This is a genomic window from Sporomusa sp., from assembly GCF_035561255.1.
GTDB lineage: Bacteria > Bacillota > Negativicutes > Sporomusales > Sporomusaceae > Sporomusa.
Map to the genome: position 1 here is coordinate 1 of NZ_DATMXX010000164.1, position 16,731 is coordinate 16,731.

Here is a 16,731-nt window from a genome sequence, read left to right on the forward strand (position 1 = left end):
CTCGTAACAGTAAAGACAGAAGATAAAAATCCTAATATTATTACGATAGCCTGGACTGGCGTTTTTAGTCACAGCCCTTCCATACTGTACATTGCGGTTCATCCAGCAAGATATTCCAATGCCATGATAAAAGAGTCTGGGGAATATGTCATCAATATACCTTCGGCAGACTTAGCAAAGATAACCGATTATTGCGGCATTGTATCGGGGAAAAATGTAAATAAATTTGCCGAAACCGGTCTGACTCCAATACTCGCAAGCGTTGTAAAAGCTCCGTTGATAAAGGAATGTGCCGTTAATATAGAATGCAAGGTAAAAGATATTCTAAATTATGGCAGTCATGATATCTTTGTTGGAGAAATTGTTGCGGTACATTATAACGAAGAAGTAATAAAAGAAGATGGTACTCCTGACGTAGATAGAATAAGACCTTATGGTTATAGCTTTGGCGAATATCGTGCTATGGGAGAAAAACTGGGAGTAGCAGGTTATAGTAAGAAATAAAAATAAGTTGTCAACAACCCGTCACCGTGACACATGCGCGATGCATGCCGGCTACTGTGGGGAAACCCAGTACCTTATATAACCTCCATGCATGTGGAGTGCACAGTTCTGCTGAAAAGAAAACAAGCCCATGAAGCCAGGCTTCGCCTGGATTCATGGGCTGTGGGAAAATCTGGTATATGTTAGTTCAGACAAAGGAAGAAAACATCAGGCTTTTGGGCATGCTGTTGTTGGTCTGCTATTTGCATCGTAAGCGAGCTGCACGTTGTTGGACGTGTAGCTTTTTTGCGCTGTCGGTCAAACTTGTTTGTTACAATGTTAAGCTAATTACTAAGTAGCTAATGAGGTGTACTCTTCTCTGAATTTTCATCAGCGAAACTGCAGTAAATTGCTTGCGGTAAAATGGCGGAACCGACGTTAGGTGTTTTGTACTATAGACAATAAGTACTGCACCTTATAGTTCAATTCCAAGCAGATTCTTGACCAATAAGCCGATGAAAAAGGAGATGGCGGCTACGCCTAAACTTACGGCGGCCATTTCAGAAAACCGCTGCCAAAATGAAAACTCCTGGGCAATGGCAATATAATAGTTAAAGGCAGCGATGATGACGACAACCAACAGCAGCATGATAGTCAGAGCGATTCCGTACGACTGGTCGGGGAGGATTAGGTAGGGTGCCAACAGAATGGCCACGGTGACTACATAAGAGATGCCAGTGTATACAGCCGCATGCAGGGCGTTTTTTCCATTCTCGGCACGGGTGGATAAATATTCGGAAGAAGCCATGGACAAAGAGGCGGATATGCCGGTAATGAGACCGGCCATGGCAATGAATTGATTGCTTTGCATGGCAAAGGTGTATCCCGCCAAGCTTCCTGTAAACTCTACGAGGGCATCGTTTAGCCCCAAGATGATGGAACTGACATAGCGAAGCCGCTTTTCGTCTAAATTGGCGATTAGTTCGCCTTCGTAGGCGTTAGCGGCTGCATTGATTTCGATGATCTCCGGGAAGTTTTTCACCAGCAGGGCAGTGTTTTTTTTCGTTTTGAAAACGATTGAGCCGGGCTTCCATCTGCTTGATGGCGAAGGTGTAGCCTAGCAAAGCGGCGATGGTGGTATAAAACCACACCTGGCTGCGAAAAGGCTTTACGTCGACGCCGGTATGTTGTTTCCATTTCGAGTAATGCCGCGCTTCTTCCGCCGCCAGTTTTAAGAGGGTAATCTTATTTTGGCCATCAGCTACTCGCCGGGCGATGTTCAGGCAGATATCCCGTTCAGTGGCTTCGGCTCTTTGAAAATACTTTACTAATGCCATTAGCTCGTTATTAGTCATACGGTTTGTCCTTCCAATGGATAGAAAATATAAGTAAGCGGTCATGATCTTATTTTATCCTGATCACTTTGTTTATATCATATCGGGCTGTCATGAGAGGCTAGGGAATTTTGTAAAAACACAGGAGTCTATTTGTTCATCTGGAAGGGTTAAATCGGTTTGCGGCACAGCAGTTTGGCAGTCAGCTGAGTGCACAAAGCCGGGAATTTCTGGCCGTGAATGAGGCCTGCAGTAAAGCCGGAGGCGTGGCGGGCATTAAGTGTTCTTCCATTGGCGAGCTGGGACGACACCGAGGTTGTCTAACAAATCAGGCACTGACCTCTCAGCAGACCGCCTATTGGAAAGAGAAAGTAATGGCAGAAGCTTGTTGTAATTGTACAGAATGTCGTAAAAACCTTCATGTTCATTTGTGAAAAAAGAAGGCCATAAAAAACACATGCAGTTCTACTTTTTTGATAGGTTGTGGATGTACTATATATGGAATGATCATAGACGATGCGCCAATATTGAGTAGGCATGATTTTTGTAAACTTATAAATATCCCCCAAGCCACTTCTGCAGACACGAATAATCACTGGTTTTATCTTGACAACACTTTCCAACCATAATATAATTTGAACTGTTCAAGCAATGAAGGAGTGAGGTTATTGGCCAGACCGCCCCAAGACCCAAAGATCAAAATGGATGAAATTTTAGATGGGGCCGAGCCGCTGTTTGCCGCCAACGGCTACCGGAAAACCACCATCAGTGACATTGCCAAGGAGATCGGCGGCGCGCGAGGACTGCTCTATTATTACTTTAAGTCCAAAGAAGAAATCCTGGAAGCACTCATCAATCGTCAAATTGCTCATTTTCTCACCGATATCAGAAGTATGGCTTCGTCTGCCGACATGCTTCCGCCCCGTAAAATTGAATTCGTGGTGCATGCCTTCTTCCGAACGGCACACTACAAAGACGGTCTCTTTCTCGACTTTCTCTATGATGAAAAACATTTACATATAAAAAATAAAATCTTTCGCCAAGCAGCCCTCTTGCTGAAACCCTGGCTGCTGAAGATAATTGAAGAGGGGGTCCGTAAGCAATATTTTCATGTCTCTCACCTTCCGCCTGCTCTTACATTTATCATGTCCATCATGTTATGCTTAGGCGACACCTTGTGTGAAAAAATTCCGGATGAAGAAATGGCCTATCATTTAACCATGGCTGCGTCGCTCATCGAACGGGCATTGGGAATACCGGAGAATACCTTACATTTATCACTATCCACTGCCTAACAGCATGAACAATGACCTTCCGGCAGGTTACTGTTTGGATAATTTTTTACCTTTTAATTGAACTGTTCAAAAATAAATAAAAGCCACTAGTAAATCATACACCTATCCTTATACAACCATCAGGATCATCCAATCGAACTGCTTGGATGATTTTTCAAAGTCATTAATTGAACGGTTCAAAGATTTTGCATAATGACTTAGACAGGAGCAACAACGCAAACCACAATGCGCCATATCATTATTGATGATATTCCTGTAGAATCATCGCCCTCTTTATCATGGGAAGAAATTACAAAACTATTAAACGAAATCAGCTAATTCTGGAATTGGGAAGGCAGACAGATGGGAAGAGTTGAGATTATTCGCGACGGCAAATGGGTACATGTCTGTTCTTACGAGAAGCCTTCCATTCAGATACTCCCCTTATTAAATCATATAAAGGAGTGAAATCATGCCACCATTCTATCGAATTACAAAATTACCCAGGAACAAATTGTATTACAGCTTAGTTACAGCAGCCGTAGGGCTGTGCATTATGGGCGTCGGAATCTGGAAACTCCACAGCCAGCCCCAAGCCGCAGTGGAAGATATTCCGCTGGTGCGCACCGCTGTAATTGGCGCAACTAATGCTCCTCAAAGCTATCTCTATTCCGGCGAGGTACAGGGCCGTTATGAAAGCCAGCTGGCCTTTCAGGTGACCGGCAAAATCATCAAGCGCAATGTAGATCTCGGCAGTACGGTGAAAGCCGGCGATGTTCTCATGCAGATGGATCCGCGTGACCTGCAACAAACGGTAAACAGCACGTCCGCGCAAGTCTACTCCGCCGAGTCGCAGCGTAGGCTGGCGGAAAGCAATCTGCAACGTTACCGGCAGTTGTATGCGCAAAATGCCATTAGCCGGGCGCAACTGGACCAATATGAAAATGCCCATGAAGTCGCCCAGGCGGCCGTGCGACAGGCAACCGCCCAATATGCGCAGGGTGCCAACCAATTGGATTACAGCCTGCTCTCTGCCGATAAAGACGGTGTCATTGCCGCCATTGCCGCTGAAGCCGGCCACGTGGTCAGCGCCGGTCAGACCGTCATCACCATCGTGCAGGACGGGGAACGGGAAGTCGAAATCAGTGTACCGGAAAACCGGATTGAAGAAATCCGCAATGCAAAGCAGCTAACAGTGACGTTTTGGGCCCTGCCCCAGGTCAATTTAGAAGGCAAGGTAAGAGAAATCGCCCCTATGGCCGACGCGATAACGCGTACCTATAAAGTACGTATCAGTTTGGTCAATCCTCCGCCGCAAATCAAGCTGGGGATGACGGCAGGGGTCAGCCTGGCCGGTATGGGCGGTCCTAATCAAGCCGTCACCATGGTTCCACTTTCGGCCCTTTATCAAACCAATGACACACCGCACGTCTGGGTGGTCATCGATCACGTGGCAACTCTGCGTCCGGTGCAAGTCGGCAGTTTCGGCAATATGCAAGTTCAGATCGTCGCCGGCCTTAATCCCGGCGAGACCATCGTCGCAGCCGGTGTACATAAACTGCGGGAAGGGCAGACCGTGAGGCTGACGGAGGGTAATACCCCATGAAACCGTTTAATTTGACTGAATGGGCGCTGAACCATAAGCAGATCGTTTATTTTTTTATTGTCCTGCTGGTGGTGGGCGGGATCTTCTCGTATCAAAACCTCGGCCGCATGGAAGATCCCGATTTTTCGATCCGGCAGATGGTGGTAACCGTAAACTGGCCTGGTGCTACCGCCCGCCAGGTGGAAGAACAAGTCACCGATAAAATTGAAAAAAAACTGCAGGATACCCCTGGTTTGGATTTCCTGCGCAGCTATTCCCGGCCGGGGCAGGCCATTATTTACGTCAATTTGAAATATGATGTCGTTACCGGTCCCCAACTCCGGCCCACCTGGCTGGAAGTGCGCAACATGGTCAACGATATTAAGCCCACTCTGCCTGCAGGCGTCCAGGGACCGTATTTTAATGACCGCTTCGACGATGTTTTCGGTTGCATTTACGCCTTAACTGGCGACGGCTACAGCTACGAAGACCTGCGGGAAAAAGCGGAGACCATCCGCCGCATTTTCCTCGGTGTGCCGAATGTGCGCAAAGCGGATCTCGTCGGTGCCCAGGCCGAAAAAATCTTTATTGAAATAGAGACAACCAAACTGGCGCAATTGGGCCTGGACCCTTCGGATATTACCGGTGCCGTCCGGGCGCAAAACGCCATGACGGCCTCCGGCATGGTGGAAACGGTCTCCGACAACGTCTATTTGCGCATTACTGGTATATTCGAAAATATAGAGGACCTGAAAACTCTGCCGATCCGGGCCGGCGGACGTACCTTCCGGCTGGGTGATATCGCCAAGATTGAACGCAGTTATAGCGATCCGGCAGACCCGAAACTGTTCTACAACGGCCAGCCGGCCATTGGCATTGCCTTGTCGATGGAAAATGGCGGCAATATTCTCACCCTTGGTGAAAAATTAGATAAGACGGTGGCGCAAATCCAAAAAGATCTGCCGCTTGGCTTAGAACTCAATACCGTTTCCAACCAGCCGAAAGTAGTGAAAGAATCCATTAACGAATTTGTGAAGTCGCTAGCGGAAGCCGTGGCGATTGTCCTCATCGTCAGTTTCTTAAGTCTGGGGATGCGCTCTGGTATGGTTGTCGCCTTTTGCATTCCGTTGGTCATTATGGGCACCTTCATCTTTATGAAAATCTTCGGCATCGACCTGCACAAAATTTCTCTCGGCGCACTCATCATCGCCCTGGGACTGTTAGTGGACGATGCGATTATTGCCATTGAAATGATGATCGTAAAACTAGAGCAGGGCTGGAGCCGTTTTGACGCCGCCTGCTACGCCTATACCTCCACCGCCACACCCCGCCTGACCGGAGCGCTGATCACCTGCGCAGGCTTTGTGCCGGTCGGCTTCTCCAAAGGCAGCGCTTCCGAATATGTGGGCAGCCTCTTCTCGGTGGTAACCATTGCCTTGTTACTGTCCTGGGTTGTAGCCGGCATAGTCACACCGCTGTTCGGGTACCATTTGGTAAAAGTCGCCACAACCACACAAGGCCACGATATTTACGATACGAAATTTTACCGGAAATTCAAACAATTGTTGAGTTGGTGCCTGGTGCACTGCCGCATGGTCCTGGGAATTACCGCCGCCATGTTTATTGGTTCCTTGCTGCTGATGTCCTCCATTAAACAGGAATTTTTCCCGCCGTCAACCCGGCCGGAATTGCTGGTGGAACTCCGCCTGCCGCCCGGCTCTTCCCTGCAAGCAACGGAGGAAGAAGCCAAACGTTTCGCCGCGCAGTTTACCCAGGATGACACTGCCGCCAATTTCACCTATTACACGGGTCAGGCAGCGCCACGCTTCGTGCTTACCGCTTTTCCGCCTGACGCCGATACGAATTTTGCTGAATTTGTCTTTGTCGGAAAAGATCTGAAATCCCGCGAACTCCTGCGGGAGAAGGTGGAAAAACTCTTGGCGACGCATTTTCCTAACGTGCGCGGCAATGTCAAGGTTGTGACCACCGGTCCATCCGATCCGTATCCAGTCATGCTCCGGGTCAGCGGCTATGACCATGACAAAGTGCGCGCTATTGCCAAACAGGCCCAGGACAAACTCGCTGCCAATCCCCATTTGCTTGATGTCAATCTGGAATGGACTGAAAAAACCAAAGTTATGCATTTGGCCATTGACCAGGATAAGGCGCGGATGCTGGGCCTGGACAGCCAGACGTTGTCCTCCAGCCTGGAGGCCCTATTGTCCGGCACAGCCGTGTCCGAATTTCGCGAGAAAGACAAAACGGTCGGCATTATGTTCCGGGTCGCCGCCCAGGACCGCAGCGACCTTGCACGGATTAAGGACTTAACCATTCATACCGGCAACGGGAAATTCATCCCCCTGGACCAAATCGCCAAAATCAGTTATGACGCCGAGGACGGGGGTATCTGGCGGCGGGACTTAAAGCCGACGATTACCGTACAGGCCAATATCGCCAAAGAAATTACCGGTAACGATGCGACCTATGAAGCCTACGACAACTTAAAGGAACTGCGAGCTTCCCTGCCGCCTGGCTACACTATTGAGATTGGCGGTACTACGGAATTAAGCGATAAGGCCACCCGTTGGTTGCTGCAGCCGGTGCCGGCTATGGTGATTATTATTGTCACGTTACTGATGTTCCAACTGCAAAACATCCCCAAAATGGTCCTGACCCTCTTAACTGCGCCGATGGGCATCATCGGTGCCAGCCTAGCCCTCCTGCTAACAGGTCAGGCAATCGGCTTTGTCGTACAATTGGGCCTATTGGCGCTGGCCGGTATCATTATGCGCAACTCGGTCATTCTCATTGATCAGATTGAGCAGCATCTAAAAACGGGTGAACCCCTGTGGGATGCCATTATTAACGCCACCGTCACCCGCTTCCGCCCCATCATGCTGACAGCGGCAGCCGCTATTTTGGGCATGATCCCCTTAGTATCCAGCATTTTTTGGGGACCAATGGCAGTCGCCATCGCCGGTGGATTATTGGGCGCAACGATATTAACACTGTTGGTACTGCCGGCGATGTATGCGGCCTGGTATCAGGTTGAGCCAACTCCTGCTCTTTCCCGGAATACTCCGCCGGATGAACAGCAGCTTCACGTATAAACAGACACCTATAAAACAGCCATAGTGCCTTGGTAACACTATGGCTGTTTTGCTATTGATTTTGAGAAGCGGAAAAGGAAGTGAAGGTTGTACATGCTCTATTGCTGTGGTGTTATGATGCATTGAGTACAATCTTTATGATAAGCCTGATCTGTTTATTCAGCCTAATTATTCTGGTCTGCATACTTCTTGCAATATGTCTGGCATTTCTAATATATGCTGCCGAGAATGATCCGCCTGTAAAGGGACCCAATCCCCAAGCGCAAAATCGGTCCGTATTCATTAAAAGAAATTGCGCGGCTGACTGCGTAAGAGGCGGTGCTGATCCAATAAGGAGCTGATGATGTGGAAAAAACTATTGAAAATCGAATCGTTGACGCCGCTACCCCCATATTTGCGAAATGCGGATTTGAGCACGTCACCATAAAACAGTTGGCACAAGCAGCCCAAAGCAATATTGCCGCCATTTCCTATTATTTTGGCGGCAAGTCAGCCCTTTACCAGGTTATACTGGAAAACCAGTTTTCACCTGTACTTCAGTTATTCCAAAGAAGAGAAAGCAGTACAAAAATAACAGCAGCCGAACGTCTGATTGGCTATGCAGAAATTATCGTTGAATTAAAGCGTAAACAACCGTTTCTGACTCCGCTTTGGCATTACGAGATTATCTGTCATAATACCGTCAATCCCATCGTTAAAGACTATACCGCTCAACTCTACCGGTATGTTTACGCTGCTTTACAACAGGGAATATCCGAAAAAGAATTCATATCTGACCTCCAGCCTCACCAGACGGCCTTACTGCTGATTGAACTGCTGCATGCTCCCGGCATCCCTGTGTCGCTAACTGCGGAATACGGCCCGTTAACTGAGGATTCAAATAATGATTACACCGTCCAGGCATTTCACCATTATCTGCAGGGAATTAGGTGTACTCCACTGCCGGCTACTACCCAAATGACCAGCATAAAAACAGCGGACTTTTTTGTGACTGTTGAATAATACAATCGAGTGTGAATTTACGTAACGATAGAAGAGATCGGCTGAGGTTGTAAAAAAAATTCAGCCGATCTCTTTGTTATTTCAGATAAAAACAAGGAAAGTCTGTAGTTGTTTTAGTGATCTTTGACCTTTGACCAATTAGCTTCGCCCCAGTCACACATGAGGTTCAAAATAGGGTATTTGGGGGTCAGCGGGCGTGGCCAGGATCGCGGGATAATCCCGGCCGGGCACTATGTTATGGTAGGGTGAATAGGCACGGAGATTGCGGAAATCCGCCTTCTTCGCGGGGTCTCAGTAATCGGCCATCCACAACTGCTCGCCGGTGAACCGGTGGTAGCGAAGCATGTCCATGACGCCGACACCTGCAAGGGAAGCCGCAAACAGGTCCGGGCGCTGGTTGACGACAGCGCCGATGAGAAGGCCGCCGCCGGATTCGCCCTGGATCGCCAGCCCATCGGCGGGCGTGATCCCACCAGCTTTCAGATATTGCGTTATAAAATTTGAGAGGATTATATGGTAGAGCGGATCCACGTAATAAATCTGATGAGAGTGGCGTTTGTGCTGCAGTCAGGTTGGGTTATAGAAATTATGTGACTATTATAGGATACGATAAGGTGACATTATCACAAGTTAAACACATGGGGTAAGAAAATGGATTGCGTTTATACTATTCAGTGTGATATAGTATTAAGTACCGTATAGGGCGGGGGCAGTTTATACTTCTTAGGAAGTATTAAAGTCAGCCATAGATAATATGGTTTAAACTGGATTAGTAAGCCTATACACACTACAAGTGTGCATAGGCTCTTTTTGTGTTGTATGAAGAAAGGGGAATTTATAATCACATACCTATTATTATCATTGATTTGGTAATTGCTGGCGATAATGCTATCGTAATTGGATTAATCGCCAAGAATTTACCTAAAGAGCAGCAGACAAAAGCAATTTTTTGGGGAACAGCTGGAGCGATTGCTATTCGGACTGTTGCTACCCTCATTGCGATGTGGTTATTAAAAATCCCGGGACTTCTAATGGTTGGAGATCTGCTGTTAATTGTGATTGCTTTCAAACTTTTAACGGCAACAGAAACTCAAGGCGAAGGAACTTTTACTCCACAGAATACTTTTGCGCCAGCAATACGAGCGATTATTATTGCAGATTTGCTTATTAGCATTGATAATGTATTGGCGGTAGCAGGTGCCTTTCACGGGAGCTTCTTATTGGTGTTTCTAGGCCTGCTAATTAGTATTCCGATTGTAATTTCGGGAAGTAGACTTTTTGTGACATAGGTGGATCGCTTTCCGATCATTCTCTACATCGGAGGAGGCGTAGTCGCCTGGACTGCTGCAAAGATGATCGTTCAGGAACCTTTTTTAAAAGCATATTTCACCAATCCGTTCCTGCAGTGGGGATTTGAAATTTTAGTGACAGGCGTGGTATTGTTGTCTGGAGTTTTAACCAATCAAAAAAGAAAAATAAAAGAGAAAGGGTAGATACCTTACTAGGTGTTAAAGACGACAGAAAAGGAGCTTACCGATGTTGTGGTTTATTGCAGTAATTTTAGGCATTGTCCAAGGATTAGGAGAGTTTTTGCCTATTTCTAGTTCAGGACACTTGATTCTTGTTCGCTGGCTATTTAATTGGGAATCCATCATTGAGCAAGCCGGTGGAAATATTGATATCGCTCTTGACGTGGCCCTCCATGTGGGAACGCTGGCGGCAGTTCTCATTTACTTTTTTCAAGATTGGTTGGAATTGACTAAAGATGGTTTAACTAAGGGGTTACAAACAAAACAAGGAAAAATGTTCTGGTATTTGGTAGCAGCCACAATTCCCGGCGGCCTTGCCGGTCTTGTTTTAGAATCAAAAATCGAACAAGTTTTTCGCTCACAGCCCCTTATTATTGCCGGCGGCCTTGCTATTATGGGGGTGGTTCTTTACTATGTAGACAAGAGAATTGACGAAAAATTCCATCTTGACAGGATAACTTTCAAGCAGGCCCTTTTAATTGGCACCGCACAGGCATTGGCGCTCATTCCTGGAGTATCGCGTTCCGGAATAACTATGACTACAGCGCGCATGCTAGGATTTACGCGGGAAGCCGCCGCCAAATTTTCTTTTTTGCTGGCAACGCCAATTATTGCCGGTGCTGCGCTAAAACATACGCCTGATATCATGCACAACATTGGAAACCCTTTGTTTTTCGTCGGCACATTTACATCAGCAATAGTTGGCTTCTTTTCGATTAGCTTTTTGCTAAAATATCTTCAACGACATAATTTTGCGATATTCGCAATCTATCGGTTAATATTGGCGGCAGTCATTGTTTTTATCTATTTCGGTAAAGGAGTTTAAGCCCATAAGCAAGTGTGCATAGGTTTTTCTCATTTTTATGATTATTTTTAGCAATAGATTGGGAGGAAATTGATGGCAAGTGCAATCGTAACGGCTTTTGTTTCATTCGTAAGTACTAACATTGATGACATTTTTGTGTTGATGATATTCTATTCTCAAATAGGCGGTCAACTGAAAAAACGTCATATTATTATCGGTCAATATCTTGGCATAACAATACTCCTTATTGTAAGCGTTTTAGGTTCATTGGGATTGAATTTAGTCCCGCAGCAATATACGGGATTGTTGGGAATGGTTCCAATCGTGTTAGGGATTAAAGAATGGTCGGAATACAGGAAAGAGAAAAAAGCTGCTGCTAATTCAACAATGGAAACTATGTCAGCAGTGCAAAGTGAAACAGGCTCAGACACAATCGGGGAAAGTCCCATGAAGGATCATTCGGATACCGCAACAGAGTATGTAATGGATGAACTCAATAGCGAAATTGAAGCGCGAGACACAAAAGAAGCAAAAATAAGGGCTGCGTTAAGCAAGTTGATCGATCCTGCGATTGTAAATGTTTCTTTAGTTACGATTGCTAATGGTGCTGATAATATAGGTATTTATATACCACTGTTCACAAGGCTAAATACATTTGAGCTTATTATAACACTTATTGTTTTCTTATTATTGATTGCCGTATGGTGTTTTATAGGGGAAAAACTGACAAATTTCCCCGGCATAAAACACATCCTTGAAAAATACAAAAATATATTAGTGCCAATTGTATTTATTGGGATAGGTGTATTTATTTTAGTGGAAAGCGATGTACTCAGTTTCTTAGCGATGAATCTACTAGAATAATTGAACTATAAGAAACGTGAGTATTTCGAGTCTATTTACCGTACAGATATTGATGACAGGCGTTATACAAAGACGCTATGCACTTGTTTCATTTGAGCTAGAGGTGCCAGTAGTAACAAGCATCTAACCTATCATATTTAGTACTTCATAAAAAACTGGATTTTTAAAGTAGTTAAGAAGCGTTGTCTGTTACGTGTTTTCTTTTCATACATTATGCCAACTCAATGCACGTGGAGTGCACAGTTCTGCTGCAAAGAAAACACAGCCCCTGAGGCCAGGCTGCGTACCGTAACTTGCTCAACTGCCTCCGAATCATATTACTGAATTTGAATAGTAAAGAAGAAATCTCGAAGGAAAAAGACGGCAGCATACCTGCAGCATACCCCGCTTTTTTCCACATCACAAGTTTCTTTAAATTCATGCAGGCGAATAAAAGTGTGAGGCATGAACTTTCCTCAAGCCGCGATACTGGGATTAAAATTTCACGAAGCTACGTCCTTTAGGATGGCATTGTCCGAGAATAACCCGGTTACCAGATTTTTTAGCACAGGCATTTCTTTTCTGGGTTTTTCACTCGTTTGGCCTAATCAGTACGCATTCTAGCGTAATCTTTTCACCAGCGATAATAGGTCGTGAGATGCCCACAGGCTTCACCAGCGGTTTTCCCTGGCTGGGCAAGACTTCCGACTCTCCGTTTTGATTATACTTTTTCGAACTCTCTTTTAAAAGTCGGCGTCGCTCTCTCGGGTCAGGTCAGAGTTACTATACTATATATTGAAAAAAACGATGAGTTCGATACCGTATTTTGTGTTTGGCATCTTGACAGTATTTTGAGAGAAAGATAAACTGTAATAAACCGGTTGGTTTATTATGACGATAAATTTATTTGCATTGGAGAGGTATCTCTGTAAGAGATCCAAGATGTTGTAGATACTCTATCGCGCAGAACATACGAAAATACGCCAGGCTGCGGATGAGCTGATGGACATCTATAAACAAGATCACTTACCGTGACGCATAGATATAGACATGAAACGCGAGAATGCAAACATTGATGCCAATAGCCATGGGTACTATGTTGAAGTATGGTTCGGAAGGCGCAAAACATTTCGTCAACCATATCCATGACTAGGTGACTGGCAATGAATTGATTTTCCCATGATAAAGAGACCGGTCTATAAACTGGAGGTGGCTATTATGATCAGAATCGAAGAAATAATTCTCCAAGAGAAGGAAAATCTGGGGATACATGAATATGCTTTTATCCAATCCGATCAAGTGATTTTCTCCGATGAAGTAAGACAACTATGCGAACAAAATGTTTGCCGGATGTATGGTACATCATGGGCCTGTCCGCCTGCGGTCGGAAGTATCGAAGCTTGCAGGGCGAAATGCGCTCAATTTGAAAATGCTTTTATTTTTACCACACTGGCCAAACTGACACCTCGATATTTTCCTGATATGAACGAATGGCGCGAAGCCAGGATAATACACGAAGCTATCACAGAAAAGGCTGCAAGTATTTTTCGGAGCGAATTCAGCACCATACTTACTCTTTCTGCAGAAGGATGTCTGATCTGTAAGTCCTGCACGTATCCGGAGAAGGCATGCCGGTTTCCCGAGCGGATGTTTCCCGCCACAGAAGGCTTTGGAATTCTGGTTGTAGAGCAGGCTAAAGAGTGCGGCATTAAGTACAATAATGGACCTCACACGATTTCATATTTTAGTATGATATTCTTTTAGTATGGGGGCATTAAAAAAATCTATTGACAGAATCTGGTGGTTGCTATATTGTTAAATTAGACTGGTCGGTTTGTTTTGCGATTTGAATCAACCCAGATTAAGCAATGGAGGAAGAGTAGTGAGGTTTGGAATGGAGGAGGGACTATGAATTCCTGTGAATTATTCCTTACAATTAAGCGAGAAGCGGGCGACATGGTTTCTGAATATTTGGCAAACGAATATGATGTGCAACATATTCAGAGCCCACCAGGAAGTGTTCAATATATAATCCAATCTGTTGCCAGGTATAACCGGGAAATATTCTCTGAAATCAAAAAACGAACCTGTGTCAATGTGTCGGAAGAAATCGATGCCGACATGCTTGAAGACTTTACGCTTCGAATAAATCAATATATGGAGGACAATGCGCCTGGCCAAACTGATTTTAAGGAATATATCCGGATTATATCAACCTATTTGACTTTTATCGCAAGAAAACCACTACATCCTCCGGGCATGTTTATTAGCGATAATCAGAAGATCATTGAACAAGACAATAATTATTATTGCCCCGCCAAAAGTAAATATATAGTTAGTGACAGGTCCTTGTGCGAATATTGTGTTGCAAAGTGTTTAAGATACGTTTGAATAATTGACGCATTGTGAGGGGGAATAGCATGATGGAATAAAGGTGTACATACACCTTTATGGTATAATATAAAGGAGGAAACGAAAATGATTGAACATATTTACACGGAAGGCGAAAAGAAATTAATGTAGGATTACTGGGAGCAACGCAGTAAGGAACCAAGGTAAAATCTACTCGAACTTGTGAAGCATGTTGACCCGATGAGTGAGACGAAGGGACGGGAAGCCTGGGGGTATATCGTCCTGGATCGTCTGCTGACGGACGATATGGTGAATTTGATGCTTCAAATGGAGGTGAGAGTCCCGGTTTACATCAATGCCTTGGCTGAAAAGGCCGAAAAAACAGTGGAGGAGGCGGCAAAGCTTGTCGACCTGCTGGTACATATCGGCGCCCTTGAGTACCATACTGACGATGACGGTGTCGACTGGGTCATGCTCAACATATTTGCGACGGGCATGTTCCGCCAAGACTGGCGAGGGTGTCGAGGCGTGGGTGAACTGGCTGCATAAGCAAGTCAAAGAGTGGAACGAATAATATTTTAATAGGTATCGAATATTGACTATACACCGTGCCAACGATCACATATCGTCAATTAAAAATGATCGCTTGACGTGCTGAAGGTAAAAATAATATAATTAACAAACAATAGTGTATATACACATAAATGAGAAAATTGAAGGGAAATTACCATGAACTATAAGATTTATCCCCAACACCCCGGTGTATGTAACTACTGTATGAACATCCGCCGGGCTTCTCGGGCGGTTACCCAATTTTATGATGACGTACTAAAGCCTAGCGGATTAACCGTTGCCCAACTGTCGCTACTACGGCATCTTGAAATGGCGAAAATAGCTACTATTAGCAACCTGGCAAAAATGATGCGTATTGACCGGACTACTCTGAACCGTAATATGAAACCTTTAATTGAGGCGGGATTTATCGCCGTCAACCCCGGCAAAGATTCGCGCACCCGGGAGATAAAGCTGACGACAGCAGGAAAGAACGCGGCAGACAAAGGGTGGGCGCTATGGGGGGAGTCCCAGGCGGCGCTAAAAGAATATATGGGAGAAGTGGACCTTGCGAGACTTGTCCAACTGCTGTCGAAGCTGGAGGCCATCGTGCCTTGAGGAGGGCGGCAGCCGGCAGGTAGGCCAACTGACGGAAATTATAAACCAGACTGAGATTGAGTATATCTCCCTCTGCCGCCCGCTGATCCGTGAAAGTGATCTGATTAACCGTTGGCAGGCTGATGCAACAAGTTCGGCAAAATGCATTTCATGTACTAAATGTTTTCGGCTTGATGGAACGCGCTGCGTCTTCAATGGCAAATAGAAGGAGGCGTATCACTGGACAAAGCTGTGGAGATAGTAATTGAGCGCAGGAAAGCGATGAAGCGCTACGCCAGGTTTGCCCATTATTTAAAAGTTCACCGTGAGGTGTTCGAAAAGAAGTATTTTAGAATTAAAAAGGAGGTATTTCCATGTCCAACAAAACCGTCGTCGTCAGCCACCGTGGCCCCGTCGCCACCATCACCCTCAGCCGCCCCGCTGTCTTCAATGCACTTGACCGGGCTTTGGTTGACGACCTCACTGCCGCCCTCGGGGCAGCTGTTGCTGATCAGACCGTGCGAAGCATTATCCTTACCGGTGCCGGTAAAGCCTTCTGCGCCGGCGGTGACCTCACTTACCTCACCGCCTTGACTGTCGACCCAATCGCTTTCCGGCGGTTTATCGAGGACGTCGGCAAAGTAGCCGCCCTCATCATGAGCCTCGAAAAACCCGTCATCGCTATGGTCAACGGCGTCGCCGCCGGCGCTGGCTTCAATCTCGCCTTGGCCTGCGACATCGTCTTCGCCGCCCGCTCGGTCCGCTTCGTCCAGAGCTTCGCCAAAGTCGGTCTTGTCTCTGATATGGGCGGCATGTACTTGCTGCCCCGCCTGGTCGGCACTCACAAAGCCAAAGAACTCATGTTCACCGCCGACAGCATCGACGCCGCTACTGCCCACGGCCTCGGCCTCGTTAACCACGTCGTTGATGACGATGATCTGCCGGACGCCACTGCCGCCTTCGCCAGCCGCTTAGCCGATGGTCCCCCTGTCGCTATTAGCTGTATGAAAAGAGTCATCGACCGAAGCCTCGACCTCGCTACCGTCCTCGCCGCCGAAGCCGACCTACAGACCATCTGCGCCGCAACAGCTGACCATGCCGAAGGGGTGGCTGCTTTCCGTGAGAAACGGAAACCCATCTTTACTGGCAAATAAGGAAGCCTGACGGAGCAAAGTATGTTCCCCCGCACATCTCTACAAAGTGACATTATCATAAGTTAAACACCATAACATTGCGGTTGCTATTGACAGGAAGAGTATTAAGAT

The 16,731-nt window shown here is 46.2% G+C and carries 17 protein-coding genes; 14 read left to right on the plus strand and 3 right to left on the minus strand.

The genetic code is table 11. The features are described 5' to 3' along the window. A partial coding sequence (locus VN379_RS09330) for a flavin reductase family protein (RefSeq protein WP_325533106.1) occupies positions 1–504 on the plus strand: 504 nt, incomplete at its 5' end. Between the two features lie 454 nt (positions 505–958). Here the strand turns inward: VN379_RS09330 and VN379_RS09335 are convergent. Beyond that, a complete protein-coding gene (locus tag VN379_RS09335; protein WP_325533109.1) occupies positions 959–1,525 on the minus strand; it encodes a VIT1/CCC1 transporter family protein in 567 nt (188 codons plus the stop codon). Next, positions 1,482–1,838 carry a hypothetical protein gene (locus tag VN379_RS09340; protein WP_325533111.1) on the minus strand — a complete coding sequence of 119 codons (357 nt, stop codon included), beginning with the start codon at positions 1,836–1,838 and terminating at the stop codon, positions 1,482–1,484. The genes VN379_RS09335 and VN379_RS09340 overlap by 44 nt, the downstream gene beginning before the upstream one ends. A 647-nt stretch (positions 1,839–2,485) precedes the next feature. On the opposite strand from VN379_RS09340, the gene VN379_RS09345 reads away from it, so the two are divergent. The 4 genes from VN379_RS09345 to VN379_RS09360 all read left to right on the plus strand — a co-directional run bounded on the left by VN379_RS09345 (position 2,486) and on the right by VN379_RS09360 (position 8,788). Next, complete coding sequence (locus VN379_RS09345) at positions 2,486–3,112, plus strand: TetR/AcrR family transcriptional regulator (protein ID WP_325533113.1); 627 nt, start codon at positions 2,486–2,488, stop codon at positions 3,110–3,112. Between the two features lie 451 nt (positions 3,113–3,563). Further along, positions 3,564–4,697: an efflux RND transporter periplasmic adaptor subunit gene (locus VN379_RS09350; protein WP_414714980.1), complete on the plus strand. Its 1,134-nt coding sequence runs from the start codon at positions 3,564–3,566 to the stop codon at positions 4,695–4,697. Continuing rightward, positions 4,694–7,786 (plus strand): efflux RND transporter permease subunit, encoded by a 3,093-nt coding sequence (locus VN379_RS09355; RefSeq protein ID WP_325533115.1) that lies wholly within the window; start codon positions 4,694–4,696, stop codon positions 7,784–7,786. Before VN379_RS09350 ends, VN379_RS09355 begins: the two co-directional genes overlap by 4 nt. A gap of 345 nt (positions 7,787–8,131) precedes the next feature. Continuing rightward, complete coding sequence (locus VN379_RS09360; protein ID WP_325533117.1) at positions 8,132–8,788, plus strand: TetR/AcrR family transcriptional regulator; 657 nt, start codon at positions 8,132–8,134, stop codon at positions 8,786–8,788. A gap of 291 nt (positions 8,789–9,079) precedes the next feature. On the opposite strand, the gene VN379_RS09365 is transcribed toward VN379_RS09360, so the two are convergent. Then, on the minus strand, positions 9,080–9,319 hold the full coding sequence (locus tag VN379_RS09365) for a prolyl oligopeptidase family serine peptidase (protein ID WP_325533119.1): 240 nt from the start codon (positions 9,317–9,319) through the stop codon (positions 9,080–9,082). Positions 9,320–9,600: 281 nt separating this feature from the next. Between VN379_RS09365 and VN379_RS09370 the strand changes: the two genes are divergently transcribed. From VN379_RS09370 to VN379_RS09410, 9 genes are all read left to right on the plus strand, one after another. Beyond that, positions 9,601–10,077: a YjbE family putative metal transport protein gene (locus tag VN379_RS09370; RefSeq protein ID WP_325533121.1), complete on the plus strand. Its 477-nt coding sequence runs from the start codon at positions 9,601–9,603 to the stop codon at positions 10,075–10,077. Then, positions 10,078–10,281: a hypothetical protein gene (locus VN379_RS09375; RefSeq protein ID WP_325533123.1), complete on the plus strand. Its 204-nt coding sequence runs from the start codon at positions 10,078–10,080 to the stop codon at positions 10,279–10,281. Between the two features lie 43 nt (positions 10,282–10,324). Continuing rightward, positions 10,325–11,143 carry an undecaprenyl-diphosphate phosphatase gene (locus VN379_RS09380; protein WP_325533125.1) on the plus strand — a complete coding sequence of 273 codons (819 nt, stop codon included), beginning with the start codon at positions 10,325–10,327 and terminating at the stop codon, positions 11,141–11,143. A 72-nt stretch (positions 11,144–11,215) separates the two neighbouring features. Further along, the gene (locus VN379_RS09385; protein WP_325533127.1) at positions 11,216–11,986 is read left to right on the plus strand and encodes a cadmium resistance transporter; all 771 of its coding nucleotides are present in this window, start codon (positions 11,216–11,218) and stop codon (positions 11,984–11,986) included. Positions 11,987–13,183: 1,197 nt separating this feature from the next. Then, positions 13,184–13,729: a DUF2284 domain-containing protein gene (locus VN379_RS09390; protein ID WP_325533129.1), complete on the plus strand. Its 546-nt coding sequence runs from the start codon at positions 13,184–13,186 to the stop codon at positions 13,727–13,729. A 144-nt stretch (positions 13,730–13,873) separates the two neighbouring features. Then, positions 13,874–14,356 (plus strand): DUF2115 family protein, encoded by a 483-nt coding sequence (locus VN379_RS09395; protein WP_325533131.1) that lies wholly within the window; start codon positions 13,874–13,876, stop codon positions 14,354–14,356. 201 nt (positions 14,357–14,557) lie between these two features. Next, positions 14,558–14,866, plus strand: a complete 309-nt coding sequence (locus VN379_RS09400) for a hypothetical protein (protein WP_325533133.1) — start codon at positions 14,558–14,560, stop codon at positions 14,864–14,866. Positions 14,867–15,046: 180 nt separating this feature from the next. Continuing rightward, positions 15,047–15,487: a MarR family winged helix-turn-helix transcriptional regulator gene (locus VN379_RS09405; RefSeq protein WP_325533135.1), complete on the plus strand. Its 441-nt coding sequence runs from the start codon at positions 15,047–15,049 to the stop codon at positions 15,485–15,487. A gap of 353 nt (positions 15,488–15,840) precedes the next feature. Then, positions 15,841–16,620 carry an enoyl-CoA hydratase/isomerase family protein gene (locus VN379_RS09410; RefSeq protein WP_325533137.1) on the plus strand — a complete coding sequence of 260 codons (780 nt, stop codon included), beginning with the start codon at positions 15,841–15,843 and terminating at the stop codon, positions 16,618–16,620. Positions 16,621–16,731 lie beyond the last annotated feature (111 nt).